Annotated in this window: 22 protein-coding genes and 1 tRNA gene; 16 read left to right on the plus strand and 7 right to left on the minus strand. The window is 61.8% G+C overall.

The features are described from left to right. Window positions 1-19: 19 nt before the first annotated feature. Complete coding sequence (locus INQ47_RS08255; protein ID WP_404701480.1) at window positions 20-1,702, plus strand: bifunctional metallophosphatase/5'-nucleotidase; 1,683 nt, start codon at window positions 20-22, stop codon at window positions 1,700-1,702. Window positions 1,703-1,729: 27 nt separating this feature from the next. Here the strand turns inward: INQ47_RS08255 and ung are convergent, their stop codons facing one another. Next, window positions 1,730-2,422 (minus strand): uracil-DNA glycosylase, encoded by a 693-nt coding sequence (ung, locus tag INQ47_RS08260; RefSeq protein WP_404701481.1) that lies wholly within the window; start codon window positions 2,420-2,422, stop codon window positions 1,730-1,732. A 126-nt stretch (window positions 2,423-2,548) separates the two neighbouring features. Here ung and INQ47_RS08265 point away from each other — a divergent pair, with 126 nt between their 5' ends. Then, complete coding sequence (locus INQ47_RS08265) at window positions 2,549-3,655, plus strand: enoyl-CoA hydratase/isomerase family protein (RefSeq protein WP_404701482.1); 1,107 nt, start codon at window positions 2,549-2,551, stop codon at window positions 3,653-3,655. 44 nt (window positions 3,656-3,699) lie between these two features. Here INQ47_RS08265 and INQ47_RS08270 read toward each other — a convergent pair whose 3' ends face one another. After that, window positions 3,700-4,149, minus strand: a complete 450-nt coding sequence (locus INQ47_RS08270) for a hypothetical protein (protein ID WP_252459700.1) — start codon at window positions 4,147-4,149, stop codon at window positions 3,700-3,702. A 212-nt stretch (window positions 4,150-4,361) separates the two neighbouring features. On the opposite strand from INQ47_RS08270, the gene INQ47_RS08275 reads away from it, so the two are divergent. The 7 genes from INQ47_RS08275 to INQ47_RS08305 all read left to right on the plus strand — a co-directional run bounded on the left by INQ47_RS08275 (window position 4,362) and on the right by INQ47_RS08305 (window position 11,298). Next, a complete protein-coding gene (locus tag INQ47_RS08275) occupies window positions 4,362-5,843 on the plus strand; it encodes a diguanylate cyclase (protein ID WP_404701483.1) in 1,482 nt (493 codons plus the stop codon). Further along, complete coding sequence (locus INQ47_RS08280; protein ID WP_021785757.1) at window positions 5,836-6,048, plus strand: cysteine-rich CWC family protein; 213 nt, start codon at window positions 5,836-5,838, stop codon at window positions 6,046-6,048. The genes INQ47_RS08275 and INQ47_RS08280 overlap by 8 nt, the downstream gene beginning before the upstream one ends. A gap of 8 nt (window positions 6,049-6,056) precedes the next feature. Beyond that, window positions 6,057-6,749 carry a pseudouridine synthase gene (locus INQ47_RS08285; protein ID WP_404701484.1) on the plus strand — a complete coding sequence of 231 codons (693 nt, stop codon included), beginning with the start codon at window positions 6,057-6,059 and terminating at the stop codon, window positions 6,747-6,749. Window positions 6,750-7,093: 344 nt separating this feature from the next. Continuing rightward, entirely contained in the window at window positions 7,094-7,981 is an 888-nt protein-coding gene (phaG, locus tag INQ47_RS08290; RefSeq protein ID WP_404701485.1) for a (R)-3-hydroxydecanoyl-ACP:CoA transacylase, read from the plus strand. Window positions 7,982-8,092: 111 nt separating this feature from the next. Then, window positions 8,093-8,166, plus strand: a tRNA-Gly gene (locus INQ47_RS08295). Between the two features lie 210 nt (window positions 8,167-8,376). Further along, window positions 8,377-10,083 (plus strand): SulP family inorganic anion transporter, encoded by a 1,707-nt coding sequence (locus INQ47_RS08300; protein WP_404701486.1) that lies wholly within the window; start codon window positions 8,377-8,379, stop codon window positions 10,081-10,083. Between the two features lie 204 nt (window positions 10,084-10,287). After that, window positions 10,288-11,298, plus strand: a complete 1,011-nt coding sequence (locus tag INQ47_RS08305; RefSeq protein WP_404701487.1) for a DUF4917 family protein — start codon at window positions 10,288-10,290, stop codon at window positions 11,296-11,298. A gap of 33 nt (window positions 11,299-11,331) precedes the next feature. Here the strand turns inward: INQ47_RS08305 and INQ47_RS08310 are convergent, their stop codons facing one another. Continuing rightward, window positions 11,332-12,546, minus strand: coding sequence for a class I SAM-dependent methyltransferase (locus tag INQ47_RS08310; protein WP_404701488.1), 1,215 nt, complete (start codon window positions 12,544-12,546; stop codon window positions 11,332-11,334). Between the two features lie 88 nt (window positions 12,547-12,634). Continuing rightward, on the minus strand, window positions 12,635-13,252 hold the full coding sequence (locus INQ47_RS08315) for a TPM domain-containing protein (protein WP_404701489.1): 618 nt from the start codon (window positions 13,250-13,252) through the stop codon (window positions 12,635-12,637). 186 nt (window positions 13,253-13,438) lie between these two features. Here INQ47_RS08315 and bglX point away from each other — a divergent pair, with 186 nt between their 5' ends. From bglX to INQ47_RS08335, 4 genes are all read left to right on the plus strand, one after another. Then, entirely contained in the window at window positions 13,439-15,730 is a 2,292-nt protein-coding gene (gene bglX, locus INQ47_RS08320) for a beta-glucosidase BglX (protein WP_404701490.1), read from the plus strand. Window positions 15,731-15,859: 129 nt separating this feature from the next. Then, entirely contained in the window at window positions 15,860-17,617 is a 1,758-nt protein-coding gene (locus INQ47_RS08325; RefSeq protein WP_404701491.1) for an ATP-binding protein, read from the plus strand. Next, complete coding sequence (locus tag INQ47_RS08330) at window positions 17,611-18,945, plus strand: sigma-54-dependent transcriptional regulator (RefSeq protein WP_404701492.1); 1,335 nt, start codon at window positions 17,611-17,613, stop codon at window positions 18,943-18,945. Before INQ47_RS08325 ends, INQ47_RS08330 begins: the two co-directional genes overlap by 7 nt. Before the next feature lie 253 nt (window positions 18,946-19,198). Then, window positions 19,199-20,518, plus strand: a complete 1,320-nt coding sequence (locus INQ47_RS08335) for an MFS transporter (RefSeq protein WP_028697504.1) — start codon at window positions 19,199-19,201, stop codon at window positions 20,516-20,518. Between the two features lie 128 nt (window positions 20,519-20,646). Here INQ47_RS08335 and INQ47_RS08340 read toward each other — a convergent pair whose 3' ends face one another. Continuing rightward, a complete protein-coding gene (locus INQ47_RS08340; RefSeq protein ID WP_084850828.1) occupies window positions 20,647-21,399 on the minus strand; it encodes a hypothetical protein in 753 nt (250 codons plus the stop codon). A gap of 341 nt (window positions 21,400-21,740) precedes the next feature. Here INQ47_RS08340 and INQ47_RS08345 point away from each other — a divergent pair, with 341 nt between their 5' ends. Together INQ47_RS08345 and INQ47_RS08350 are read left to right on the plus strand one after the other, a co-directional pair. After that, window positions 21,741-22,145, plus strand: a complete 405-nt coding sequence (locus INQ47_RS08345; protein WP_103463017.1) for a heme utilization protein — start codon at window positions 21,741-21,743, stop codon at window positions 22,143-22,145. Between the two features lie 119 nt (window positions 22,146-22,264). Next, complete coding sequence (locus tag INQ47_RS08350; RefSeq protein ID WP_010952506.1) at window positions 22,265-22,870, plus strand: flavin reductase family protein; 606 nt, start codon at window positions 22,265-22,267, stop codon at window positions 22,868-22,870. Here the strand turns inward: INQ47_RS08350 and INQ47_RS08355 are convergent, their stop codons facing one another. Then, window positions 22,871-23,137 carry a hypothetical protein gene (locus tag INQ47_RS08355; RefSeq protein WP_014859143.1) on the minus strand — a complete coding sequence of 89 codons (267 nt, stop codon included), beginning with the start codon at window positions 23,135-23,137 and terminating at the stop codon, window positions 22,871-22,873. 16 nt (window positions 23,138-23,153) lie between these two features. Then, a complete protein-coding gene (locus tag INQ47_RS08360) occupies window positions 23,154-23,447 on the minus strand; it encodes a putative quinol monooxygenase (protein ID WP_021785773.1) in 294 nt (97 codons plus the stop codon). A gap of 202 nt (window positions 23,448-23,649) precedes the next feature. On the opposite strand from INQ47_RS08360, the gene INQ47_RS08365 reads away from it, so the two are divergent. Further along, the gene (locus tag INQ47_RS08365; protein WP_404701493.1) at window positions 23,650-24,570 is read left to right on the plus strand and encodes an AraC family transcriptional regulator N-terminal domain-containing protein; all 921 of its coding nucleotides are present in this window, start codon (window positions 23,650-23,652) and stop codon (window positions 24,568-24,570) included. The last annotated feature ends 32 nt before the right edge of the window (window positions 24,571-24,602 follow it).

The following is a 24,602-nucleotide window of genomic DNA, read 5'->3' on the forward strand; positions in this document are numbered from 1 at the left end:
CGGCATTCAAGAGGTAAAGATGAAAGTCCGTCTTTCTTGCAACTATCGCTCGGCTATTGCCTGGGCATGCCTTGCCTTTAGCGCAGGCAGTCTTGCCGCAGAGTCACCTGCCCCCGTCCAGATCAACGTCGTGGCTATCAATGATCTTCACGGCTACCTGGAACCCAACCCCCAAGACTACGCCGGCGCGAAAGGCGCTACCCGCCTGACCTACGGCGGCATCGCCACACTCGGCGCCATGCTCGATGAACTGCGAACGCAGGACCCCGATCTGCTGTTCATCGGCGCTGGCGACTTGATAGGGGGCAGCCCCGCCATTTCTGCGCTCTGGGCTGACGAGCCTGTGCTTGAGGCCTTGAACGCGATGGGCATGATCGTCAGCGCATCCGGGAACCACGAACTGGATGCAGGCAAGGCCGAGTTTCTTCGACAGATCCACGGAGGATGCGAGTCAACGCGCCCTGAAAAGGCTTGCAAGTTTCGCGGTAACTATCCAGGAAGTGGCTTCCCTTACATAGCGTCCAACCTGATCGATACCACTACGGGCAAACGCTTGTTACCGGCCTATCACATTCAGCAGGTAAAAGGGGTCAAGATAGCGTTCGTCGGTGCAGTACCGCGCAACATGGAAAAAGTGGTTTCGGCCAGAGCATTCGCAGGGCTCAAGGCCACAGATGAAGCGCAAGCCATCAATGACGTGATTCCGGAGCTCAAAGCCAAAGGTGTCAATGCAATCATTGCGGTCATGCACCAGGGAGGGGATACCGCCGAGCCGTTCGACACGAAGGATTGCAGTCAGCTGGGCGGTGCGATCGTCGACGTGGCGAAGCGGCTGGATCCTGCGGTAGATGCCGTCATCAGCGGTCACTCGCATGCCAGCTATCAATGCAAGGTGGGTGACCTGAGCATCACTCAGGCTGGCAAGTACGGCCACTTCCTGACTCAGTTGAAGTTGCAGGTGACGCCAGGCACCCATCACGTCACGAACATCACCGCCCGCAATATTCCTGCTGACCCACAGAACTACCTGCCGAATGCCAAGTTGACGAGTTTGCTGGAGGAAGTGCGTCAGCGGTCCGGGGAAAAACTGCTCGAACCCATAGGACGCATCTCGACGGCAGAACTTGACCGCGAAGAAAATGCCGCCGGTGAAACAACCTTGGGGAACCTGGTCACGGATGCCCAATTGGCCATGACCCAAGCGTTTCAGACCCAGGTTGCCTTTCTCAACCTGGGTGGGCTGCGAAGTGACCTGATACAACCTGCCGATAGCGACCTGACCTACGAACAATTATTCGCCGTACAACCGTTCAATAACCCTCTGATAGTTCAGGAACTGACAGGCAGGCAGATTACCGAACTGCTCAACCTTCAATGGAACAGGGGCAATTTCAATCCGCTGCAAGTATCGAAAGGTTTCCATTATGAATGGGATGGTTCACGGCCTGTCGGCAGCCGTGTGGTCGAGGGGAGTGTACGTCTGCACGGCAAACCCCTTGAGCCGTTGACCCATTATCGCGTCGTCAGCAACCTCTTCCTGGCCGATGGTGGCGGTGGCTTGGCCACTTTCAAAGAAGGAAGGCGACGCCAGGACACCGGTATCTCCGACCTGGAAGCCTTGGTGGAGTACGTGCGCCAGAACCATGAGCGGGGGATTGCCATTGGCCAGCGCAGCGAGCCGCGCATCAGCATGAGGCCCTGAGCGATTGCGTACCCCACCCGCAGTTTCTCACAGTGGGGGCAGTGCCCAGTTGATGGGCCCGAGCCCCCGCTGCTCGAGGAAGCTGTTGGTACGGCTGAAATGCCCGCAACCGATGAACCCGCGATACGCCGACAGCGGTGAAGGATGGACCGACTTCAATACCAGGTGCTTGGTACCGTCGATCAGCTTCTGCTTGCTCTGCGCATGTGCCCCCCATAGCAGGAATACCACGTTCGGGCATTGCTCACTGACCACCTGGATGATCCGGTCGGTAAACAATTCCCAGCCTTTCTTGGCATGCGACGCGGCATTGGCGCGCTCGACGGTCATGGTCGTGTTGAGCAATAGAACGCCTTGTTCCGCCCAGCTCTGGAGGTAGCCGTGGCTGGGGATCGGGATGTTCAGGTCGCGCTGCAGCTCCTTGTAGATATTGACCAGCGACGGCGGCGTGGCCACGCCTGGTTGCACCGAGAAGCACAAGCCATGTGCCTGCCCCGGCCCGTGGTACGGGTCCTGACCGAGGATGACCACCTTCACCTGATCCAGCGGTGTCGAATTGAGCGCATTGAAGATCAGCGGCCCTGGCGGGTAGATCTCCTTGCCGGCAGCGTACTCGCCACGCAGGAACTCGCGCAGCTGGTGCATGTAAGGCTGGTCGAATTCACCGCGCAATGCGGCCTTCCAGCCGGGTTCGAGTTTGATGCGATCGTCTTCAGTCATGGGGCCTTCCATAAACAATGGCGCGACACTAGGTAAGCCCTTCGCGCTTGTCAAACGATCCGACCGACGACCGGCATGATCGGCCAGGCAAGCCATACTTGAGCGATGACTTGCGAGAGGTAGTCCATGACCATTCACTGCGAGGTACTCACCGGCGTCGATGGCGCCCGCATCGGCATCGCCACCCTGGATGCGCCCAAGGCGCTCAATGCCCTGAACCTGCCGATGATCGAGGTGCTGGGCGAACAACTGCACGCCTGGGCCCGTGACCCGGGTATCGTCTGCGTGCTGCTGCGCAGCAACGGGGCAAAAGCCTTTTGCGCAGGCGGCGATGTACGTGCGCTGGTGCAAGCCTGCCGCGACCACCCCGGCAGTGTCCCGCCGCTGGCGGCCTCCTTCTTCGCCGCCGAATACCGCCTGGACTTTGCCCTGCACACCTACCCCAAACCGTTACTGTGCTGGGGCCATGGGCATGTGCTAGGTGGCGGCATGGGGCTGCTGCAAGGCGCCAATGTACGCATCGTCACCCCCAGCAGCCGGTTGGCCATGCCGGAAATCAGTATCGGCCTGTACCCTGACGTAGGCGCCAGTTGGTTCCTGGCCCGGCTACCGGGCAAGCTGGGTTTGTTCTTCGGCCTGACAGGTGCGCCGATCAACGCCCGCGATGCCCTTGACCTGGGCCTGGCTGACCGCTTTCTGGGCGAGCACCAGCAAGAAGCCTTGATCGAGGAGTTGCTGCAACTCAACTGGCAGGAGCAGACTGCCATACAACTGAACAGCCTGCTCAAGGCCGAGCAGCATCGTGCCTGGGCCGAGCTGCCTGATGCCCAGTGGCTGCCGCGACGGCATGAGATCGATCAGTTACTCGACGTGGCTGATGCTGCCTCAGCCTGGCGCGCGCTGGAAAGGCTCAAGCAGCATGACGACCCATTGCTGGCAGATGCCGGTCAACGCCTGCATGAGGGTTGCCCGCTGACGGCGCATCTGGTCTGGGAGCAGATCCGCAGGGCGCGGTACCTGTCATTGGCGCAAGTGTTCCAGATGGAATACAGCATGAGCCTGAACTGTTGCCGCCACCCTGAATTCAGTGAAGGTGTGCGCGCTCGCCTGGTGGACAAAGACAATCAGCCGCGCTGGCACTGGCCTGATGTGGCGCAAGTGCCGGCGGCGGTAGTCGAGGCGCATTTTGCCAAGGCGTGGGAAGGGCGGCACCCATTGGCGGATGTGGGTTAGCTTGCTGATCCGGGGGCTGCTTTTCAGCCCCCGCCTCCACTCACCTAGCGCTGCCAGTTTCCTCCTCCTCCCTGCCCCCGCCGCCCGTCCCAGCGGCCGCGGTCGTCCACCTGCCGATTGGAGTGCCGATCGCCCTGCCGGTAACGCTGGCTGCCATTGCGATAGTCATGGCGATCCCGGTCCTGCCTGTAGTCTTGCCGCTGGCGATTGCCATAGTCATGGCGCGGATTGCCATGCCACTGGTTCATCCCTGGCTGCGCATATGGCCGGTAGTGGGGTGCAGGGGCCGCCCCACGGTAGTAACGGGGGGCAGGCTGATAGTAGTAGCGCGGGGCTGGCGCCACATAGTAGCGGTCATGGCGGTAATACCCCGGCGCCACATAGCGGTCGGTGGAGTAATAGTCCGAACGGTAATAGCCCCCGCGCTCATAGTACGGGGCGCAGGCCGAAGTCATCAGCCCCAGCAGGGTGACCAACAGGATTCGATAGGACATGGCGGCCTCCTGGACCGCTGGAGTGCCCGAACAGCGGCGCTGGCGAGCGTCGACACGAGATACGTTAATCGACACTGAATAAGACAGTGGCGCGCAGGTGCAGTGCCATTCCTGCAATAACTTGATACAGGTGAAATAACCCTGAAAAACTTGCAGTCATTTGCCGGCCATCTCACTAGAATAAGCGGCTTGGCACACATCACGGGAAGATCATGCCCTTACGTTCCGCTCTCTTCTCGCAGCGCTCGCTGATCGTTACCCTGCTCGTGTTACTGGCCTGCAGCTTCCTGGCCACTTCGCTGCTCAGCTACTTCTCCTCGCGCAGCGCCATCCGCGACAGCATCATCAATACCGAATTACCGCTGACCTCCGACACTGTCTACTCGGAAATCCAGAAAGACCTGATCCGCCCGGTGCTGATCGCCTCGATGATGGCCCAGGACACCTTCCTGCGAGACTGGGTGCTGTCCGGCGAGCAGGATACCGAACGCATGACCCGCTATCTGGACGAGGTCATGGGCAAGCAGGACATCTTCACGTCCTTTTTCGTATCCGATCGCACGCTGACCTACTACCAGGCCAAAGGTGTGCTCAAGCATGTCGAACCGGGCACCTGGCGTGATGCCTGGTATTTCCGTCTGCGTGAACTCAAGGCCCCTTATGAGATCAACGTCGACCTGGACATGGCCAACCAGGACAGCCTGACCATGTTCATCAACTACCAGGTGCACGACTACCAGCAGCGCTTCATCGGCGCGGCAGGCGTAGGGCTGAGCGTATCGTCGGTGGTCGAGCTGATCGATCAGTACCAACGCCGCTACCAGCGTGCGGTGCTATTCACGGATGCCAAAGGCAAGGTGCTGTTGACCGGCTCCGGGGGCGGCCCGCATGGCTTGCAAGTCGGCCAGCCACTTAAGGAAAACCCTGAGCTGAAGGACATGCTGGCCGAGCAGTTGGTGCCAGGTGAAGGCAGCCACGAGTATCATGACAGCGAAAACCACAGCCACTTTCTCAACGTGCGCCACCTGCCCGAACTGGACTGGTACCTTTTGGTGGACAAACGCGAAACCGGCATCCTCGACCGCATTCGCCAGGCTCTGTACCTGAACCTGGCGATCTGTACGATGATCACCCTGGTGGTGCTGGCACTGGTGCATGCCATGGTCCGCCGCCACCAGGCCAGCACCGAAGCCTTGGCCACGCTCGACAGCCTCACCGGCTTGCACAACCGGCGCAGCTTCGACCTGCTCGCCGCCCAGGCGCTACGCCAAGCACGGCGCGACAGCAGCCCACTGGTGGCCTTGCTGATCGATCTGGACCACTTCAAGGCGCTGAACGACACCCACGGCCACCTGGCAGGTGACGAAGTGCTACGCCAATTCGCCAATGTGTTGCAAGGCAGCCTGCGTCAGTCAGATATACTGTGCCGCTGGGGCGGTGAGGAATTCATCGTGCTACTGCGCGAAGCTGAAGGCCGCCAGGCCATCGAGGTGGCGGAAAAGATCCGCCGACGCACCGAGCAGCTGACCTTCAGTTACGACAACAAGCCGCTGCGGCTGACCACCAGCATCGGCCTGAGCAGCCTGCAACCGGGGGATACCCTGCACGCCCTGCTGACCCGCGCCGACCGCGCGCTTTATCGTGCCAAGCAGGCTGGCCGCAACCGCGTCTGCAGTGAAACCCGCCATGAATGACCAGCAACTCTGCCCCGCTTGCGGTGCCCTCAACCAGTGCAGCCTGGCCGACCCACGCCGCGCCACCCAGGCTTGTTGGTGCTACAGCGTGACCATCGACCCGGCCGTGCTCCAGGCCCTGCCCGACGAACTGCGCAACAAGGCCTGTCTGTGCCCGCGCTGCGCCGCCGTTGAAGAACAGCTCCGCCCATCCGCTGCCCACTGATCGTTACCATGCGCCTTGACCGTTTCCTCGCCAACCTACCCAGCTACAACCGCCAGCAAGTTCGCCTGATGCTGGCGCAACGCCGCGTACGGGTGGACGGCCAGACAGTCAGCGACCCGCTGACCGAAGTACGTGAATTCAGCCGCGTAGAGCTGGACGAGCAACTGCTGCAGGTCGGCCGCCCGGCCCGCTACCTGATGCTGTACAAGCCCACTGGCTGCGTAAGCGCCACCCACGATGCGCAACACCGTACCGTTCTCGACCTGCTGCCAACGGTGTTGCGAGATGACCTGCACATCGCCGGTCGCCTGGACTTCAACACCACCGGCCTGATGCTCCTGACCAATGATGGCCAGTGGTCAAGGCGCCTGACCCAGCCTGCTACCAAGCTGCCCAAGCATTATCTGGTGGACACCGAGGACGAGATTGGCGAGCACTATGTGGCCAAGTTTCGCGAGGGTTTCTATTTCGCCTTCGAAGACCTCACCACCCAGCCTGCCCAGCTGGATATCCTCGGCCCCCACCAGGCCCGGCTGGCGATCGTCGAAGGGCGCTATCACCAGGTCAAGCGCATGTTCGGGCATTTCAACAACAAGGTGGTGGGGCTGCATCGGGAAAGCATGGGGGCGATCCGGCTGGATCCGGGGTTGGCGCCGGGGGAGTACCGTGAACTGACGGCGCATGAGATAGCCACCGTCTAGGCCGCAACAGACAGCCCGGCTCGTCATACGACCGCTCAGCGACAAAAGTCACATTACTTACCGAACGGCACTTGCGCGATCCCCAACCCACTGCTTGAATCCAAATCGTCAGTCTGCATGTGACTACCAAGTCACACCCGCGGTCGATGACACTTTTTGCCGGCCACCCAAGGCCTAGATGCCTTGGGGCACGGCAAATTGCCCGCCAAAAACAATACCGTCGACGCAAGTGCCAAGGATCGACACAGGGCCCCCGGTTTTATCTTCAGGCAAATGCCTACCTGTCATAAAGCACGTGCACCCTAGGTGACGCGAATACCCTTTTTGCGCCAGGAGTCGATGACATGAGGCCAGAAATCGCTGTACTTGATATCCAAGGTCAGTATCGGGTTTACACGGAGTTCTATCGCGCGGATGCGGCCGAAAACACGATCATCCTGATCAACGGCTCGCTGGCCACCACGGCCTCGTTCGCCCAGACGGTACGTAACCTGCACCCACAGTTCAACGTGGTTCTGTTCGACCAGCCGTATTCAGGCAAGTCCAAGCCGCACAACCGTCACGAACGGCTGATCAGCAAGGAGACCGAGGCGCATATCCTCCTTGAGCTGATCGAGCACTTCCAGGCAGACCACGTGATGTCTTTTTCGTGGGGTGGCGCAAGCACGCTGCTGGCGCTGGCGCACCAGCCGCGGTACGTGAAGAAGGCAGTGGTGAGTTCGTTCTCGCCAGTGATCAACGAGCCGATGCGCGACTATCTGGACCGTGGCTGCCAGTACCTGGCCGCCTGCGACCGTTATCAGGTCGGCAACCTGGTCAATGACACCATCGGCAAGCACTTGCCGTCGCTGTTCAAGCGCTTCAACTACCGCCATGTGAGCAGCCTGGACAGCCACGAGTACGCACAGATGCACTTCCACATCAACCAGGTGCTGGAGCACGACCTGGAACGTGCGCTGCAAGGTGCGCGCAATATCAACATCCCGGTACTGTTCATCAACGGCGAACGCGACGAGTACACCACAGTCGAGGATGCGCGGCAGTTCAGCAAGCATGTGGGCAGAAGCCAGTTCAGCGTGATCCGCGACGCGGGCCACTTCCTGGACATGGAGAACAAGACCGCCTGCGAGAACACCCGCAGTGTCATGCTGGGGTTCCTCAAGCCAACCGTGCGTGAACCCCGCCACCGTTACCAACCTGTGCAACAGGGGCAGCATGCATTTGCCATCTGAGCGGCTCGGCGCCTTGTAGCAAATACCCGCAAGCCATGGGGCGCCGACAAGCTTTTTTATAACTTGGGCTTCTAATTCGCTGAAGGTTCTGGTAAAAAGTCGAGCTCAGATGCGGGTATAGTTTAGTGGCAAAACGAAAGCTTCCCAAGCTTTAGTTGAGGGTTCGATTCCCTCTACCCGCTCCACATCGCATTCCCGCATGGCGTTCCAGCAACGTCATCGCAGTCAAAAGGAGCCTTGGCTCCTTTTTTCGTTTTTCCCCCTCCCGTGATCTGGCCCATGGCCATTTACCCGCCGATCCGCTTCAATGCGCATCGGGCCTCAGCGCGTGCAAGCGAAACGGCTTGTGGCGGATATGCTCAATGGATTCGTGAAACCATTCGAAAGGACAACGCATGTTTCTCTCCCGCTGGCTACCGGGCCTTGCCAACCTGCTGCACTACCGCCGTGAATGGTTCCACGCCGACCTGCAAGCTGGCCTGTCGGTAGCCGCGATCCAGATTCCCATTGCCATTGCCTATGCGCAGATCGTCGGGCTGCCGCCGCAATATGGCCTGTACGCCTGTGTGCTACCGATGATGGTCTACGCGCTGATCGGTAGCTCGCGCCAGCTGATGGTCGGCCCCGACGCCGCCACCTGCGCGATGATCGCCGGTGCCGTGGCACCGCTGGCCATGGGCGACCCGCAGCGCATCGCTGAACTGTCGGTGATCGTCACCGTGCTGGTCGGCGTGATGCTGATTGCCGCCGGCCTGGCGCGAGCCGGGTTCATCGCCAGCTTTTTCTCGCGGCCGATCCTGATCGGCTACCTCAACGGTATCGGCCTGAGCCTGATCGCCGGGCAGCTGTCCAAGGTGGTGGGCTTCAAGATCGAGGGCGATGGTTTCATCCTCAGCCTGATCAACTTCTTCCAGCGCCTGGGAGAAATTCACTGGGTCACATTGATCATCGGCCTGGCCGCCCTGGGCCTGCTCATCTGGCTGCCACGGCGCTACCCGCGCCTACCCGCCGCCCTCACGGTAGTGGCGCTGTTCATGCTGCTGGTTGGCCTGTTCGGCCTCGACCGCTTCGGCGTCGCCGTCCTTGGGCCGGTACCTGCAGGCATCCCGCAACTGGCCTGGCCACACAGCAACCTGGCGGAAATGAAGAGTTTGTTGCGCGACGCCCTGGGTATCGCCACCGTCAGCTTCTGTAGCGCCATGCTTACCGCACGCAGCTTTGCCGCCCGGCATGGCTATGCGATCAACGCCAACCACGAATTTGTCGCGCTGGGCGTGAGCAACCTGGCAGCCGGGGTTTCCCAGGGCTTTGCCATCAGCGGTGCCGACTCGCGCACTGCAGTCAACGACATGGTCGGTGGCAAAAGCCAGCTGGTGGGCATCATCGCGGCACTGGTGATCGCCCTGATCCTGCTTTTTTTCACCGCGCCCATGGCGTGGATCCCGCAGGCTGCGTTGGGCGCCGTGTTGCTGATGGCTGGCTGGGGGCTGATCGACATCAAGTCGCTGGGGCACATCCGGCGCCTTAGCCGCTTCGAGTTCTGGCTGTGCCTGCTGACCACGGCGGGCGTACTGGGCCTGGGCGTGCTGCCTGGCATCGTGTTTGCCGTGACCCTGGCGATCCTGCGCCTGCTTTACAGCATCTACCAGCCCACCGATGCCGTACTGGGCTGGCTGCCGGGCACCGAAGGCCAGGTGGACATCCGCAAGTTCAAGGACGCCCGCACCGTGCCTGGCCTGGTGGTGTACCGCTTCGACGACGCCATCCTGTTCTTCAATGCCGACTACTTCAAGATGCGCCTGCTGGAAGCCGTGCAAAGCCAGGACCAGCCTAAAGCCGTGCTGTTCGATGCCGAAGCGGTAACCAGCATCGATGTCAGCGGCATGGCCGCCCTACGCGAAGTGCGCGACACCCTGGCGGCCCAAGGCATCTTCTTCGCCATCGCCCGCGCCCGCGGTACTTTCCTCCGCATGCTGGTGCGCTCGGGGATGGCGCGGGACATGGAAGACAAACTGCTATTCGGCTCGGTCCGCGCGGGAATTCGCGCGTACCGCGTGTGGCGCAACCGAAACCGCAGTGTGCAAGTGACCGAACAGGGTTGAGCGGCTTTCGTCCTGTTCAACGTGCTGCGACTGTGGTGGCCCTTTCGCGGGTAAACCCGCTCCTACATGGACTTGTAGGAGCGGGTTCACCCGCGAAAGGGCCAGCACAGACAACCCAAAACCATCGCCTTGACACCAACCCTCGCACACCTCCCATGACATGCTAAAGTCGCCCCGTTCCCCGCACCACCCAACGGACCCAGCATGCCCGCACTCGATGCCACCCTTACCCCCTGGCCAGAACTCGCCGCCCGCCACCCCTGCGACGCCCTGCTGCTGGGCAATGGCGCCAGCCGCGCAGTATGGAAGCCGTTCGGCTACTTCTCGCTGTTCGAGCAAGCGCAACGCGCAGGCCGCAAGAAAGGCCTGGCGGTCAGCGACCAGGCACTGTTCAAGTCCTTGGCCACGGAACTGTTCGAGCCTGTGCTCAGCGCCCTCAACATCACGGTGCGTACCAATGCCGCCCTGGCCATCAACTCCACCGCGCCGCTGAACCGCTACTACTCGATCAAGGAAGCGTTGATCCACGCCGTGCGTACGGTGCATCTGCCCTGGCCGCTGCTGCCGCCTGCCACCTTGGCAACCCTCAATCAGGCGCTGCGCGGCTATCGAAGCGTCTACACCAGCAACTACGACCTGCTGCTGCCATGGGCCGTGCAGCACGCCCCGAATGGCTTCGCCGAGCTGTTCGACGAACAAGGCTATTTCGACGTGCGACGCACCGGCAGCGAAGGTACCCGGGTGCTGCACCTGCACGGCGGCCTGCACCTGCTCAAGCTGCCCGACGGCACCACCCGCCAGCGCAGCGCTGAAAGTGCCGAACTGCTCGATGGGTTTGCCGTGAACATCCCGGGTGAAGTACCGCTTTTCGTCAACGAAGACCGCTGCGACGAAAAACTGCGCGCCATCCGCAACTCGGACTACCTGAGCTGGTGCCTGGGGCAACTGGCAGAGGAAAGCCAGGGGCTATGCCTGTTCGGGCAGCACCTGGACAGCAGTGACCGGCACCTGCTCGACGCTGTGCGCCAAGCACGTCCGCAACAGCTGTCCATTGCCATTCGGCCGCTGGGCGAGGCGTCGGTGATTAATCAGAAGCAGCATTTTGCAGATCGTTTCGGGGATTTGCCGGGGACGGTGCTGCATTTCTTCGATGCCAGCACCCATCCGTTGGGGCAGGCAGCATTGGCTATCGAAGTGCCCTCTGCTCGGCGCTGACAGCGTCCCCTGCAGGCATGCCGGTGGGTGGCGTCAGAGCAACCCATCCGCCCGCAACAATGTCTCCAGGCAATGCTCCTGCACCCCATAGAACGCCTTGAGCTGGGCAATCTTTTCCAGCAACGCCCCGTTATCCCCCGCCTGGCGCCGCTTCACCGCAAGAATCATCTTGTTCTTGTTGGTGTGCTCCAGCGAGATGAACTCGAACACCTTGGTTTCATAGCCACAGGCTTCCAGATACAGCGCGCGCAGGCTGTCGGTGAGCATTTCGGCCTGCTGGCCCAGGTGCAGGCCGTACTGCAGCATGGGTTGCAGCAACCCCGGGCTGTGCAGTTGCGGGCGGATCTGTTTGTGGCAGCACGGCGAGCACATGATGATTGCGGCGTTGCAGCGGATGCCGGTGTGGATGGCGTAGTCGGTGGCGATGTCACAGGCATGCAAGGCGATCATCACCTCGATGGCCTCAGGCACCACGCTGCGTACATCACCACACTGGAACTCCAGGCCCGGGTGGTCCAGGCGTGCGGCTGCGGTATTGCACAGGTCGACCATGTCCTGGCGCAGTTCCACGCCAGTCACCTGTGCGTCACGGCCCAGGCTGTTGCGCAGGTAATCGTGCATGGCAAAGGTCAGGTAGCCCTTGCCCGAACCGAAGTCGGCCACCCGCAGCGCCTGTTCCGTCGACACCGGCGCATTGGCCAGGGCGTGATCGAAGACCTCGATGAATTTGTTGATCTGCTTCCACTTGCGTGACATGGACGGTATCAGTGCGCCTTGTGCGTCGGTCACACCAAGGTCGCGCAGAAACGGCCGCGACAGCTCCAGATAACGCTTCTTCTCGCGGTCATGCCCACTGCCCGTGTCGGCCACGCGCGGCGCCTGGGCGCCGTGGCGCTGGAGCATCGGTTTGCCCTTCTTGCTGAAGGTCAGCTGCACTTCGCCGTCAGCATCGAACAGGTGAGCATTGCGGAAGCTGTCCGGCAGCAACTCGGCAACCAGCACCTGGGCCTGGTCCAGCGGCAGGTTGCGGGTGATGTCGCGGGTCTGGTGGCGGTAGACCAGCGACAGGCACGGCTGGCCCTTGACCTGCAGCGGCTTGGCAATGATCCGTTGCAAGGTCTGGTCGGCACCGACATGGCGCGCCAGCACCAGTTTGACCAGGGTTTCGCCGTGCAGGGCGGCGTTCAGCAGGTCGAGAAACTGAGCGCGCGCATCCGGCGCGGAAGATACAGAAGTACTGGCGGACATGAAAAAGGGAGCCTTGGGTAGCGGAACGCCTATTCTAACGTGCCCCAAGCACCCTGTGGGAGCGGTCTCCAGCAACGCTGGTGCTCCTTCAGTCGAGAATCACCAAACGGTTGGGCAATTCGTTGCGGGCATGGGTTCGCGGCACGTGCTGGCTAAGCAGCTCGCCACACGCCTCGATGCACTCGACAAAGCCCTGCAAGGTCCGGCCCTGGCGCACCTGTTCGGCAAAGCGGGCGACGATGGCCGCTCGGGCGTTGGAATCGAGGTAGTGCTCGATACCGCGGTCTACCAGAATCTCCACATGCCGCTCCGCCTCGCTGACGAAAATCAGCACGCCCGTGGCGCCTGCTGTGCGCTGCAGGTTCTGCTCGCGAAACTGCTGGCGGGCCAGGCGTGAGGCGCGCCAGCGGCGCAAGGCACGGGGGATCAACCAATCGGCCAGGCGCGGGTTGCGCAGCAGCAGGCACAGGCCGACGAACAACAGCACGTTGCCCAGCAGCACGCCACGCACGCTGGGCCAAGCCAGCAGCCAGTGCAACAGACCGGGCACGGTCAGTGCCAGCACGGCGGCCCACAACAACGGCCAATACGCATAATCGTCGGCACGACGGGCCAGCACCGTCACCAGTTCGGCATCGGTACGCCGTTCGGCACGGGCAATGGCTTCGGCAATCTGCCGCTGATGGTATTCGTTGATGGGGGTCATGCCGTCGGTCTCTTGAGCGTTCTTATAGTTGTTATCCCGGCATTCGGGGCTTCATCCGCAGGCGACATATTCAGGCATAATCCGCCGCTGGAAGAATTGCCCGCAAATCGTACAACAACAGCCGCCTGAAAACTTCGGTCGCGCACCTATCACCGTGGATACGGCAGCGGCCCCATAACGGAATTGATGATGAAACTGTCTTTGCTGGGCCTGGCCATGGGCCTTGCCAGTCAGGCGGCCCTCGCCGCCCCCTCCGCGCCGCCCCTGCAGGACAAGCAGGCATTCATCGAGCATCTGATCAGCCAGATGACCGAAGCCGAGAAAATCGGCCAGTTGCGCCTGATCAGCATTGGCCCGGAAATGCCCCGCGAGAAGATCCGCGAAGAAATCGCCGCCGGCCGTATCGGTGGCACCTTCAACTCACGCACTGCCCCCGAAAACCGGCCAATGCAGGACGCGGCCATGCGCAGCCGCCTGAAGATCCCGATGTTCTTCGCCTACGATACCGTCCACGGCGAGCGCACCATCTTCCCGATCGGCCTGGGCATGGCCGCTACCTGGGACATGGAGGCCGTCGCCAAGGTCGGCCGAACCGCCGCGATCGAAGCCTCGGCCGACGCCCTGGACATGACGTTCGCGCCAATGGTGGATATCGCCCGTGACCCACGCTGGGGCCGCACCAGTGAAGGTTTCGGCGAAGACACCTACCTGACCTCGAAAATCGGCCAGGTAATGGTGCGCTCGTTCCAGGGCAGCAGCCCGGCCAACCCCGACAGCATCATGGCCATCGTCAAGCATTTCGCCTTGTACGGCGCAGTGGAAGGCGGGCGCGACTACAACACGGTCGATATGAGCCTGCCGAAAATGTACAACGACTACCTGCCGCCCTATCGCGCCGCGCTCGATGCGGGCGCCGGTGGCGTGATGGTAGCGCTGAACTCGATCAACGGCGTACCAGCCACCTCCAACACCTGGCTGATGAACGACTTGCTGCGCAAGGAGTGGGGCTTCAAGGGCGTGACCATCAGCGACCACGGCGCCATCCAGGAGCTGATTCGCCACGGCGTCGCCCGTGACGGCCGTGAAGCCGCCAAGCTGGCGATCAAGGCCGGCATCGACATGAGCATGAACGATACCCTGTACGGCGAAGAGCTGCCGGGCCTGCTGAAGTCCGGCGAGGTGACCCAGCGCGAACTGAACCAGGCGGTGCGTGAGGTGCTTGGTGCCAAGTACGACATGGGCCTGTTCAAAGACCCCTACGTGCGCATCGGCAAGGCCGAAACCGACCTGAAAGACTACTACGGCAACGACCGCCTGCACCGCGAAGCTGCGCGTGACGTGGCACGCCGCAGCCTGGTGCTGCTGGAAAACCGCAACCAGACCCTGCCGCTGAAAAAGGCCGGCACCATTGCCTTGGTCGGCCCGCTGGCCGATGCCCCGATCGACATGATGGGCAGCTGGGCCGCCGACGGTAAACCCGTCCACTCCGTGACCGTGCGCGAGGGCTTGCGCCGCGCCGTGGACGGCAAGGCCAAGCTGGTCTACGCCAAAGGTTCCAACGTCACGGGCGACAAGGCGATCCTCGATTACCTGAACTTCCTCAACTTCGATGCCCCGGAAATCGTCGACGACCCACGCCCGCCTGCCGTGCTGATCGATGAAGCAGTCAAGGCGGCGAAGCAATCCGACGTCGTGGTAGCCGTAGTTGGCGAGTCCCGCGGCATGTCCCATGAGTCGTCGAGCCGTACCACCCTGGAGATCCCGGCCAGCCAGCGCGAGCTGATCAAGGCGCTCAAGGCCACCGGCAAACCGCTGGTGCTGGTGCTGATGAACGGCCGGCCGCTGTCGATCAGCTGGGAGCGCGAGCAGGCCGACGCCATCCTGGAAACCTGGTTCGCCGGCACCGAAGGCGGCAATGCCATCGCCGACGTGCTGTTTGGCGACTACAACCCCTCCGGCAAGCTGGCCATTACCTTCCCACGGTCTGTGGGGCAGATCCCGATGTACTACAACCACACCCGCATCGGCCGGCCGTTCACGCCGGGCAAGCCGGGCAACTACACCTCGCAATACTTCGAAGAACCCAACGGGCCCCTTTATCCGTTCGGCTATGGCTTGAGCTACAGCAGCTTCGAGCTGTCGGGCCTGAACCTGTCGGGCAAGGATCTCAAGCGCGGCGATACGCTGGAAGCCAAGGTAACGGTCAAGAACACCGGTAAGGTTGCAGGCGAGACGGTGGTGCAGCTGTACCTGCAGGATGTGTCGGCGTCGATGAGCCGCCCGGTGAAAGAGCTGAAAAACTTCCAGAAGCTGATGCTTGAACCGGGTGAAACCCGCACGTTGACCTTCCGCATCAGCGAGGACGACCTGAAGTTCTACAATGGCCAGTTGCAGCGGGTTGCCGAACCTGGGGAGTTCAATGTCCAGGTAGGGCTGGATTCCCAAGCGGTGCAGCAGCAGAGCTTCGAATTGCTTTGACTGAAAAAGGCCGCCTGTTCCGGCCTTTTCGCGGGTAAACCCGCTCCTACAGGTGCTGCAGAGTACCTGTAGGAGCGGGTTTACCCACGAAGAGGCCGCCCCGATATCCCACCACCGGATCCGCCCCCAATGCCCTTTTCCTTTCGCGCCCTGCGTCTGGGGCTGATCAGCCTGCTGATCGTGCTGGGTACCGCACTCAGCGCCGGCTGGGCAATGCACCAGGCCAAGCGCCAGGCCATGGAAGACGACGCCAAGCGTGCCAGCCAGCAACTGGGCCTGTACGCCAACGCACTGCACACCCTGATCGACCGCTACCGCGCTCTCCCCGCCGTGCTGGCGCTGGATCCGGAACTGATAGCAGCCTTGCGCGGCCCGATCGATGAAGGCGTTCAGAACGCCCTGAACCACAAGCTCGAACGTATCAATGGCGCCGCCAATTCCTCCACCCTCGAACTGCTCGACCGCACCGGCCTGGCCATTGCCGCCAGCAATTGGCGGCTGCCCAGCAGCTACGTCGGCTCCAACTACGGTTTCCGTCCCTACTTCAAGCAAACCCGCAGCCAGGGCAGTGGCCGCTTCTATGCCGTGGGCGTGACCAGTGGCGTGCCGGGCTACTTCCTCGCCAGCGCGGTGAACGACGAGCACGGCCGATTCCTTGGTGCCATGGTGGTGAAGCTGGAATTCCCCGAGCTGGAACGCGAATGGCGACAGGGCAACGATATCCTGCTGGTCAGCGACGCCCGCGGTATTACGTTCATCGCAAACCAGGATGGCTGGCGCTACCGCGAGCTTCAGCCGCTCAGTGGCGCCGACCGCGCCGAGCTGGCCGAAACCCGTCAGTACGACAAGCAACCGCTGGTGCCGCTACAGCATCAGGTACTGACGCGGTTTGCCCCCTACAGCACCCTTAGCCGCGTGCAAGGCCCCGAGGGTAGCACCGAGTACTTGTGGGAAAGCCTGCCGCTGGAAGGCGAAAACTGGACCTTGCACCTGCTGCGCAAACCGCAGGTCGCTGCAGACGGCCGTAATGCAGCCCTTGGCGCCGCCGCCGTCTGGCTGAGCCTGGTGTTCGCCGCCCTTTTCGTCAGTCAACGCCTGCGCCTGGCACGCTTGCGCCAGCGCAGCCGGCAAGAACTCAAACGCCAGGTCGAGGAGCGCACCCGCGAGCTGCGCACTGCCCAGGAAGGCCTGGTGCAATCAGCCAAACTGGCCGCACTCGGGCAAATGTCAGCGGCCATGGCCCATGAAATCAACCAGCCGCTGACCACCCAACGTATGCAACTGGAAACCCTGCGCCTGCTGCTTGACCATGGTCGCCATGACGAAGCGCGGCAAGCGCTGGAGCCGCTGGAACAGATGCTCACGCGCATGGCAGCACTGACCAGCCACCTGAAAACTTTTGCCCGCAACAGCCCGATGGGCCTGCGCGAACGCCTCGACCTGGCAACCGTGGTCGATCAGGCCTTGCACCTGCTGGAAGCGCGCATTCGCAGCGAGGAAGTGGAGGTGGCTCTGTACCTGGCACGCCCGGCCTGGGTACGCGGCGATGCCATCCGCCTGGAGCAAGTGCTGATAAACCTCCTGCACAATGCACTCGACGCCATGATCGACAAGCGTTACAAACGCCTGGAGATCCGCATCGAACCCGACGGGGAGCTATGGCGCCTGAGTGTGCTCGACTCGGGTGGCGGCATTGCCGAAGCCGACCTGGCCAAGGTCTTCGACCCGTTCTTCACCACCAAACCGGTGGGGGAAGGGCTAGGGCTGGGCCTGGCCATCTCTTACGGCATCGTCCATGAGGCCGGCGGCCAGTTGCGGGCCGAAAACCTGCCTGGCGGCGCGCGCCTGAGCCTTACCCTGCCCCGAGACCTGGAGCCTGTATGTTGAATTCGGTGATCGTCGTAGATGATGAAGCCAGTATCCGCACTGCTGTAGAGCAATGGCTGAGCCTGTCCGGCTTCAGCGTGCAGTTGTTCGCTCGCGCCGAAGAGTGCCTGGCGCACCTGCCGCAGCACTTCCCTGGGGTGATCATCAGCGATGTACGCATGCCGGGTATGGATGGCCTGCAATTGCTCGAACGCCTGCAAGCGAACGACCCCGACCTGCCCGTGATTTTGCTGACCGGTCACGGTGATGTACCGATGGCGGTAGAAGCCATACGCAACGGGGCCTATGACTTCCTGGAAAAACCCTTCACGCCGCAAGACTTGCTGGGCAGCCTGCGTCGCGCCCTGGAAAAGCGCCAGCTGGTGCTGGAGAACCGCCGGCTCCACGAGCAGGCCGACCTCAAGTCACGCCTGGAAGGCACGCTGCTGGGCATGTCCCAGGGCCTGCAACAGCTGCGCCGGCAAGTCCTGGACCTGGCCAGCCTGCCGGTAAACGTGCTGATCCGCGGTGAAACCGGCAGTGGCAAGGAGCGGGTGGCCCGCTGCCTGCACGACTTTGGCCCTCGTGCCGCCAAGCCCTTTGTAGCCCTTAACTGCGCGGCCATCCCCGAGTCGCTGTTCGAGGCCGAACTGTTCGGCCATGAGAGCGGCGCCTTCACGGGCGCCCAGGGTAAACGGATCGGCAAGCTGGAGTATGCCAACGGTGGCACCGTGTTCCTCGACGAAATCGAGAGCATGCCACTGGCCCAACAGGCCAAGCTGTTGCGGGTGATTCAGGAGCAGAAGTTGGAGCGCCTGGGGGCCAACCAGAGCATCAGCGTCGACCTGCGCATCATTGCTGCGACCAAGCCCGACCTGCTCGAGGAGGCTCGTGCCGGGCGCTTCCGCGAAGACTTGGCCTACCGCCTGAACGTCGCCGAATTGCGCCTGGCACCGCTGCGCGAGCGGCGGGAGGACATTCCGCTGCTGTTCGAACACTTTGCCCGCGCTGCCGGTGAAAAGCTTGGTCGCGCTGCCCCGCCGCTATCGGGTACACAGCTGGCGCAGCTGCTGTCACATGACTGGCCTGGCAACGTGCGTGAGCTGGCCAATGCGGCGGAGCGGCATGCGCTGGGGCTGGGTTCGCCAAACATCGAGGTGGCACCTGCCGGGCAGTCGCTGGGCGAGCAGATGGAAGCATTCGAGGCGCAATGCCTGCGTGCGGCCTTGCGTCAGCATGGGGGCGAGATCAAGTCGGTGATGGAGGCTTTGCAACTGCCGCGGCGCACGCTTAACGAGAAGATGCAACGGCATGGGCTGGTGCGCGAGGATTTTATTGGGCAGGCATGAGCGGAAATCCGCTTATTACCAGGACCGGGTAGGCGAAAAGCTGCTCATCACATCGAGATTTCGGACTGCTTTGCAGCCCTTCGCGGTCAGGCCCGCTCCTGCATAGGGCGGCGCAAGGCCCACTACTGTGCCGGCTTGGGATATTTGATGCCCTCAAATGAATCAACCCGCACCCATTTGGCACACCTTCTGCAATTGCCTTGGCAAGCTGCGCCACGGCGCGCTCCACAAAAACAACGAGAAGGTATCCCTGATGGATAACGCCACCTCCCTGCCCGCAGGGGCGGCCACCGCGCCTGCCGCAGAAAAAACCACCGCCAGCCGCCTGAAGTCGATATTCAGCGGGTCCATCGGCAACATGGTCGAATGGTACGACTGGTACGTCTACGCCGCATTCTCGCTGTACTTCGCCAAAGCCTTCTTCCCGGCCGGCGACTCCACCGCACAACTGCTCAATACCGCCGCGATCTTCGCCGTGGGCTTCCTTATGCGCCCGATCGGTGGCTGGCTGATGGGCCTGTACGCCGACCGCAAGGGCCGCAAGGCCGCGCTGATGGCGTCGGTACTGCTCATGTGCGCGGGCTCGCTGGTCATCGCCCTGACCCCGGGTTATGAAACCATCGGCGTCGCCGCGCCTGTCCTGCTGGTCATCGCACGCCTGCTGCAAGGCCTGTCGGTGGGTGGTGAATACGGCACCTCGGCCACCTACCTCAGTGAAATGGCCAGCAAAGAGCGCCGTGGTTTCTTCTCCAGCTTCCAGTACGTGACCCTGATCTCCGGCCAGCTCATCGCCCTGGCGGTGCTGATCGTCCTGCAACAGACCCTGACCACCGAGCAATTGTACGCCTGGGGCTGGCGCGTGCCGTTCGTGATCGGTGCGCTGTGCGCCGTGGTGGCCCTGTACCTGCGTCGCGGCATGGAAGAAACCGCCTCGTTCACCAAGAAGGAAAAGGCCAAGGAAAGCCTGATGCGCACGCTGCTGCGTCACCCCAAGGAGCTGATGACCGTCGTCGGTCTGACCATGGGCGGTACCCTGGCCTTCTACACCTACACCACCTACATGCAGAAGTACCTGGTCAACTCCGTAGGTATGAGCATCAGTGACTCGACCACCATCTCGGCCGCCACGCTGTTCCTGTTCATGTGCCTGCAGCCGGTGATCGGTGGTCTGTCCGACAAGATCGGCCGCCGTCCGATCCTGATCGCCTTTGGTGTGCTCGGCACCCTGTTCACCGTCCCCATCCTCAGCACCCTGCACACCATCCAGAGCTGGTGGGGGGCGTTCTTCCTGATCATGGCAGCGCTGATCATCGTAAGCGGCTATACCTCGATCAACGCCGTGGTCAAAGCCGAGCTGTTCCCTACCGAGATTCGCGCCCTGGGCGTGGGCCTGCCGTATGCCCTGACCGTGTCGATCTTCGGTGGCACCGCCGAATACGTGGCCCTGTGGTTCAAGAGCGCTGGGATGGAGAGCGGCTTTTACTGGTACGTCACCGCCTGTATCGCCTGCTCGCTGCTGGTTTACGCGACCATGAAGGACACCAAGCAGCACTCGCGGATTACCACTGAGTGAATGTGAAGCTGCCGAACTGAAAAGGGCGCACCGTTTCAGGTGCGCCCTTTTCATTTGTTCGATCAGCACTCATCTCGCTGAGAACCGACTAAACATTCCATTCGGATCACTCGTACCTGAAAGCAGGATCAGGACATCTCAAGTGCCTGTCGCGGATCACGACGCTGGTACCGGTTGGCCAGCAGCACCAGCACCAGCAGCACCCCGCCCAGCACAGCCGAAGAACCGACCGTGCCGAAGTCCAGGCCACCCTTTTCATAGGGTTTGGTGAGGAAGTCGCCCAAGGTGGCGCCAAACGGCCGAGTGAGCACGAACGCGACCCAGAACAACATCACGCTGGGAATACGCGTCCAGTAGCGGGCGACCACCACCAGCGCAATGGCACTGCCAATCAACAGCGCGCCGCCGGCAAAGCCCAGCCCCGAGTCATCGGCCAGGTAGTCGCCCAGCGCGGTGCCGAGGGTGTTGGAAAACAGGATTGCCACCCAGTAGAACAGCTCGCCCGTTCGGTTCTTGATGCGGTTGACATCCAGCGGGTTGCCGCTGAGGCGCCAGGCCAGGAAGGTCACCAGCAGGATGCCGATCAGGAGGGCCGAACCCGCGGCATAACCCAGGCCCAGGGTGCGGTCCATGAAGTCGGAGATGGTGGTACCAGCGGTACTGGTGGAAAGAATCACCAGCCAATACAGCATCGGGTGGTAGCGGCGCGAGTAGAGCTGGCCGACCAAGGTCAGCAGGAACACGCTGATCAGCATCAACGAGCTGAGTGCATAGCCGATGTTCAACGTCATCGACAGCAAGTCGCCTGCCGTTTCGCCAAGGGTGGTTGCGCAGATCTTCATGACCCAGAAGGCCAAGGTGATTTGCGGGAGTTTGTTCATTGTTGTGCCGCTCCAGTCTGAGGTGCGGCGATGTTGCTGAGCAGCATCTGAAAAAACGGTTGGTGGTACATGAAAAAAGCGTCGATCGAACTTTGAAACAAGAAATTTCATTCTTAACGCCCCATTAATTCGCGCCCGTCAAGCTGCAATGGCTGACAAAACGACTACGTGAGTGCTCGCGGCTAGTGGATGACACCGCTGCCTGACTCACGCGAAGCACGCACAGAAACATCTATTAATTCGATTTTTAAGCGCTATTTTTTGCGCTTTTTAATCAATTTATTAGGCGTAGGATTAAACCCATAGAAACAAACAACTCACAAACCCCTGGAGCAACCATCATGAAAAACAAACTGATCCTTACCCTGGCCCTCTCGGTTTTCGCAGCGGGCGCCTTCGCCGAAGATGGCTTCGACCGGACCGACGCACACACCTTTGCCGCCGCTCAAACCCAGCCCGCCAGCTACGCTGAAGACGGCTTTGATCGCACCAACGGCCAACGCTTCGCCGAAGACGGCTTCGATCGCACCAACGGCCAACGCTTCGCCGAAGACGGCTTCGATCGCACCAACGGCCAACGCTTCGCCGAAGACGGCTTCGATCGCACCAACGGCCAGCGCTTCGCCGAAGACGGCTTCGATCGCACCAACGGCCAACGCTTCGCCGAAGACGGTTTCGACCGCACCGGCGGCCAGCACTTTGCCGAAGATGGCTTCAACCGCACCAACGCGCACCGCATCAGCTGATACCTGATTGCGAGCACCCAGCCCGGCTTCGGCCGGGCTTGATCATTTGCAGGCGAGCTCAGGCTTGGCACACTAGGCACCTTGTCCACCAGGAGGTAGGGCCAACAAGCCCAGCACAGATGTATTACTACGAACCCGCCAAAGGCCACGGCCTGCCGCACGACCCGTTCAATGCCATCGTCGGTCCCCGCCCTATCGGCTGGATCTCCTCTCAGGACCGCGAAGGCCGCCTGAACCTGGCGCCTTACAGCTTCTTCAATGCGTTCAACTACATCCCGCCGATCATCGGTTTCTGCAGCGTCGGGCGCAAAGACAGCCTGAACAACATCGAGCAGACCGGTGAGTTCGTCTGGAACCTGGCCACCCGCCCTCTGGCCGAGCAAATGAACCTGAGCTGCGCACCGGTTGCTGCCGAAGTAAACGAATTCGAATTGAGCGGCCTCACTGCCGCACCCTCGAGCATCGTCAAGGTGCCGCGCGTGGGTGAAACGCCGGTAGCCTTCGAGTGCAAGGTCAGCCAGATCGTCCAGCTCAAGCGGGCCGACCAGGAACAGGTGCCCAGCTGGCTGATCCTTGGGGAAGTGGTGGCGGTGCACATTGCCGAGCACCTGCTGAACAACGGCATCTACGATACCGCTGCCGCCGAGCCTATCCTGCGTGGGGGTGGCCCGGCGGACTATTTCGAGCTGGGCAACCTGTTCAAGATGGCCCGGCCGCCGGCCTGATCACCAGACCAGCTCACCCTCTTCGCTGACGCCCTGCAGGCGTTGCAGCTCAGCGGTGGCCGCTTCGTCGGCGGCCACGGCGCCCTTGAACACCTGCCCGTCGAGAACCTTGTGAAAGCGCGGCGCGCCGCCCATGCCCAAGGCTTTGACCGCGATGGCGGCGTTGTAGCCGCCACCTTCCACCGGCACCATCGCCGATACCGCTTCGAAATGAGTGAATTCCCTACGTGCCATATTGCTGTCCGCGTGATTGAACAAAGGCGTCACTTTACCTCATCAACACTCAATCGAAGGTATGCAAGTCCAGGCTGCTGACCACCTGGGCCTGCACCAGCTCACCAAACACCTCCAGTGTCGGCGAAGCAAAGTAACCACTCATCGCCTGCTGGTCCTGCCAGCTTCCGCTGAGCAACCACAGGTCAGCATCAGCCTGCGAACGCTGCACGGTAAAACTCAGGCAACCCGGTGTACGCAGCGAAGGCTCAAGCATGTCACGCAGGCGCGCGCCCAGCTCTGCCGAGCGCCCGCTGCTGGCACGGATGAAAGCAAGGTGGGTGACCGGTTGTTTGAGGGTCATTGCACAATCTCCTTGAAGCAGGCGGACGGAAAAGCCAGGCTGCCAAGGTTAGGCGCTCACCCGCGCGGCGCGTTAGGCCATTACTGCACGCCGATTGCCTGATCCTGCAGCGCGGCAGGATCAGGCAATCGGCGTGCAGCTTTCGACTAGCGCCCGTCTTTGCCCAAACCTATGCTGCGTCGGTCAGCAGAGGAAAGCCATCATGACCACCGCCACGTCCACCGAACCGACCCTGGAACTGCAGCGCCTGGAGCTGGCCGAGCTGATCAACCGCCACGCGGGCGAGCCCCATGGCCCAGCATCGGCCATCGATGACCTGCACCTGGTGCGTTACACCGAAAATGTGCGTTCTGTACCCACCCTGGCGCAGCCTGCTCTGTGCATCCTTGCCCAAGGCAGCAAAAGCCTGTTCCTGGGTGACGAGCAGTACGCCTACGACCCACTGCATTACATGGTCGTTTCGGTGACCTTGCCACTCAGTGCCGTGAGGCTGGATGCCAGCCCCGAGAACCCAAGCCTGGGCCTGCGCATGGACCTGGACCCGGCCGAGATCAGCCAGCTGATCGCCGAGAGCGGGCCGATGCTGGTACCCAATCGACCTTCCGGCCGTGGTTTGTATGTGGAAAGGACAGATGCCGCGTTACTCGATGCCCTGCTGCGGTTGCTGCGGCTGTTGGACACCCCCCGCGACATCGCAATGCTGGCGCCGCTGTTCCGCCGCGAGATTCTCTACCGCCTGCTGCGTGGTCCGCAGGGTTACCGGCTGTATGAAATTGCCTTGGCCAACAGCCAGACCCACCGGGTGTGCCAGGCCATCACTTGGCTCAACAACAACTACCAACAGCCGCTGCGGATCGAGGACCTGGCCCGTGAGGTCAACCTCAGCACCTCGACCTTGCACCACCGCTTCAAGGCCGTGACCTCGATGAGCCCGCTTCAGTACCAGAAGCAACTGCGCCTGCAGGAGGCGCGGCGGCTGATGTTGAACGACGGGCTGGAGGCGGCGGTGGCGGCTTATCGGGTGGGTTATGAAAGCCCGTCGCAATTCAGCCGTGAATACAGCCGGCTTTACGGCGCGCCGCCGATTCGTGATGTGGCTCGGTTGCGGGCTACTGCGGTCTGAAGCTCGCCACTCGCCTGCACCGGTGCTTTCGC

This window comes from Pseudomonas sp. 3HC3, from assembly GCF_044904505.1.
Lineage (GTDB): Bacteria > Pseudomonadota > Gammaproteobacteria > Pseudomonadales > Pseudomonadaceae > Aquipseudomonas > Aquipseudomonas putida_Y.

Coding starts and splice junctions, on each gene's coding strand:
- INQ47_RS08255 (WP_404701480.1), top strand. CDS start 20: ATGAAAGTCCGTCTTTCTTGCAACTATCGCTCGGCTATTGCCTGGGCA.
- ung (WP_404701481.1), bottom strand. CDS start 2,422: ATGACTGAAGACGATCGCATCAAACTCGAACCCGGCTGGAAGGCCGCA.
- INQ47_RS08265 (WP_404701482.1), top strand. CDS start 2,549: ATGACCATTCACTGCGAGGTACTCACCGGCGTCGATGGCGCCCGCATC.
- INQ47_RS08270 (WP_252459700.1), bottom strand. CDS start 4,149: ATGTCCTATCGAATCCTGTTGGTCACCCTGCTGGGGCTGATGACTTCG.
- INQ47_RS08275 (WP_404701483.1), top strand. CDS start 4,362: ATGCCCTTACGTTCCGCTCTCTTCTCGCAGCGCTCGCTGATCGTTACC.
- INQ47_RS08280 (WP_021785757.1), top strand. CDS start 5,836: ATGAATGACCAGCAACTCTGCCCCGCTTGCGGTGCCCTCAACCAGTGC.
- INQ47_RS08285 (WP_404701484.1), top strand. CDS start 6,057: ATGCGCCTTGACCGTTTCCTCGCCAACCTACCCAGCTACAACCGCCAG.
- phaG (WP_404701485.1), top strand. CDS start 7,094: ATGAGGCCAGAAATCGCTGTACTTGATATCCAAGGTCAGTATCGGGTT.
- INQ47_RS08300 (WP_404701486.1), top strand. CDS start 8,377: ATGTTTCTCTCCCGCTGGCTACCGGGCCTTGCCAACCTGCTGCACTAC.
- INQ47_RS08305 (WP_404701487.1), top strand. CDS start 10,288: ATGCCCGCACTCGATGCCACCCTTACCCCCTGGCCAGAACTCGCCGCC.
- INQ47_RS08310 (WP_404701488.1), bottom strand. CDS start 12,546: ATGTCCGCCAGTACTTCTGTATCTTCCGCGCCGGATGCGCGCGCTCAG.
- INQ47_RS08315 (WP_404701489.1), bottom strand. CDS start 13,252: ATGACCCCCATCAACGAATACCATCAGCGGCAGATTGCCGAAGCCATT.
- bglX (WP_404701490.1), top strand. CDS start 13,439: ATGATGAAACTGTCTTTGCTGGGCCTGGCCATGGGCCTTGCCAGTCAG.
- INQ47_RS08325 (WP_404701491.1), top strand. CDS start 15,860: ATGCCCTTTTCCTTTCGCGCCCTGCGTCTGGGGCTGATCAGCCTGCTG.
- INQ47_RS08330 (WP_404701492.1), top strand. CDS start 17,611: ATGTTGAATTCGGTGATCGTCGTAGATGATGAAGCCAGTATCCGCACT.
- INQ47_RS08335 (WP_028697504.1), top strand. CDS start 19,199: ATGGATAACGCCACCTCCCTGCCCGCAGGGGCGGCCACCGCGCCTGCC.
- INQ47_RS08340 (WP_084850828.1), bottom strand. CDS start 21,399: ATGAACAAACTCCCGCAAATCACCTTGGCCTTCTGGGTCATGAAGATC.
- INQ47_RS08345 (WP_103463017.1), top strand. CDS start 21,741: ATGAAAAACAAACTGATCCTTACCCTGGCCCTCTCGGTTTTCGCAGCG.
- INQ47_RS08350 (WP_010952506.1), top strand. CDS start 22,265: ATGTATTACTACGAACCCGCCAAAGGCCACGGCCTGCCGCACGACCCG.
- INQ47_RS08360 (WP_021785773.1), bottom strand. CDS start 23,447: ATGACCCTCAAACAACCGGTCACCCACCTTGCTTTCATCCGTGCCAGC.
- INQ47_RS08365 (WP_404701493.1), top strand. CDS start 23,650: ATGACCACCGCCACGTCCACCGAACCGACCCTGGAACTGCAGCGCCTG.